At 75.5% G+C, this 1,866-nt stretch carries 1 protein-coding gene; it reads left to right on the top strand.

The genetic code is table 11. The features are described from left to right. A partial coding sequence (locus ABZV34_RS39025; protein WP_356287907.1) for an AfsR/SARP family transcriptional regulator occupies positions 1–1,866 on the top strand: 1,866 nt, incomplete at both ends.

The following is a 1,866-nucleotide window of genomic DNA, read 5'->3' as shown; positions in this document are numbered from 1 at the left end:
CTGTGGCGTGCCCCGCTGGCCTCCGACACCCCGCACGGCGCGCTGCTGGCCCGGACCGCGGTGCGGCTGGCCGAGGTCCGGGCCGCCGCTCTGGAGCAGCGCATGCGTGCCGAGCTGAGGCTCGGTCACCATCAGCGGCTGATCGGTGAACTCCACTCCGCCGTGGCCGAGATGCCGATGCGCGAGGAGTTCCACATGCTGCTGATGACGGCCCTGTACCGGGCCGGGCGGCAGGCGGAGGCGTTACGGATCTTCGCGCAGCTGCGCCAGACCCTCGTCGCGGAACTGGCCATCGAACCGGGGCAGCCGCTCCAGCTGCTCCACCAGCGGATCCTGTCGGGCGACACGGAACTGCTGCATCCGGCCCCGCTCCCCCGGACGTCCGAGGAGAGCGCACCGCAGGACACCGGACCCGAGGCAACACCGGACACGGGCCGTCCGGGGCAGGTCCTGCTGCCCGGCCGGACACCGGACCGGCTGCCCCCGCGCGACCCGGTGTTCGTCGGCCGGTCCGACGAACTGGACCGGCTGGGCGCCCTGTTGCGCGACATCCCGGCCGGCGGCTGTGCGGCGGTCGCCGGGGCGGCCGGTATCGGCAAGACCGCGCTCGCCGTCGCCGCCGGCCACGAGCTGGGCGACCTCTTCCCCGACGGCCGGGTCTTCCTCGAACTGGGCGGTCCGCCGCAGGCCGGCCCGGCGGACCTGCTGACCCGGCTGCTGCAGCGGCTCGGGGTCGACGGACCGCTGCCCACCGACGTGACCGGGCTGCGCCGCGTCCTGGACCGGCTGACCGAGGACCGGCGGATCCTGCTGATCCTGGACGGCGCCGAATCCCCCGAACGCATACGGACGTTGCTGCCGGCCACGGCGGGCAGCACCGCGCTGATCACGTGCCGGCGTATGCCGGAGGGACTGACCGACCGGGTGCTGGAACTGGACGTGCTCCCCCAGGACGAGGCCCGCCGGCTGTTCACCGCGGCGGCCGGCCGCCTGATCCCGCAGCACGGCGGCGAGACACCGGTCCGTGAGATCGCCGCACTGTGCGAGGGACTGCCGCTGGCGCTGCGGGCGGCGGCGGCGCGGCTGGCCTCCCGCCCCAACTGGGGCCCGGAGATGCTGGCCGCCCGGCTGCGCGGGGAACAGCGGCGGCTGGCGGAACTGAGCGCCGCGGCGCCGGGCTTCCACGACCGGCTGCGCTCCTGTTACGAGGAGACGGAGCCGGTGCTGCGGCGCGCCTTCCGTCTGCTGGGGCTCGTGCCCGTGGGCCCCTTCGACACCCGCACGGCCGCCGCGGTCCTCGGGGAGGACGTGGCCAAGACCGGTGAGCTGCTGAACTCTCTGGTCAGGGCCCAGCTGCTGCGCCGGGTGGCGGGCGGCCCGGAGCACGGCACGCACCACCGGATGCATCCGCTGTGGCGGCTGCTGGCCCTGGAGTGCCTGGCCTCGGAGAGCCCGGCCGCGGAGGCGCGGGCGGCCACCGCCAGACTGGCGCAGGAGTTCACCGGGCAGCTGCGCGAGGCAGACGGCCACGCCGAAAGGTGCGGGACACATCCGCTGGAGCTGTTCAGCCGGCGGCAGGACGGGCTGGTGGACGTCGTACGCCGGTGTCACGCGGCCGGGTTGTGGGCGCAGACGGTGGAACTCGCCGACGCCATGACCGGCTTCCTGGAGGCCCGGGCGGCCTGGGACACCTGGGAGACCTGTCACGCCCTGGCGCTGGAGGCGGCACGCCAGCGGGAGGACCTCGCCGCCGAGGCCCGGCTGCTGCGGTCGCTGGGCGACCTGGCCTGGCAGCGGCGGCAGCTCACGACGGCCGGCGAGTTCTACGAGCGGGCGCTGCTGACGGCCGACGCGGCGGCGGCGGCC

The organism is Streptomyces sp. NPDC005195 (assembly GCF_040608315.1).
Classification (GTDB): domain Bacteria; phylum Actinomycetota; class Actinomycetes; order Streptomycetales; family Streptomycetaceae; genus Streptomyces; species Streptomyces kaempferi.
Note: the sequence above shows the minus strand (reverse complement) of the source record. Positions and strands in the feature narration are given on the sequence as shown.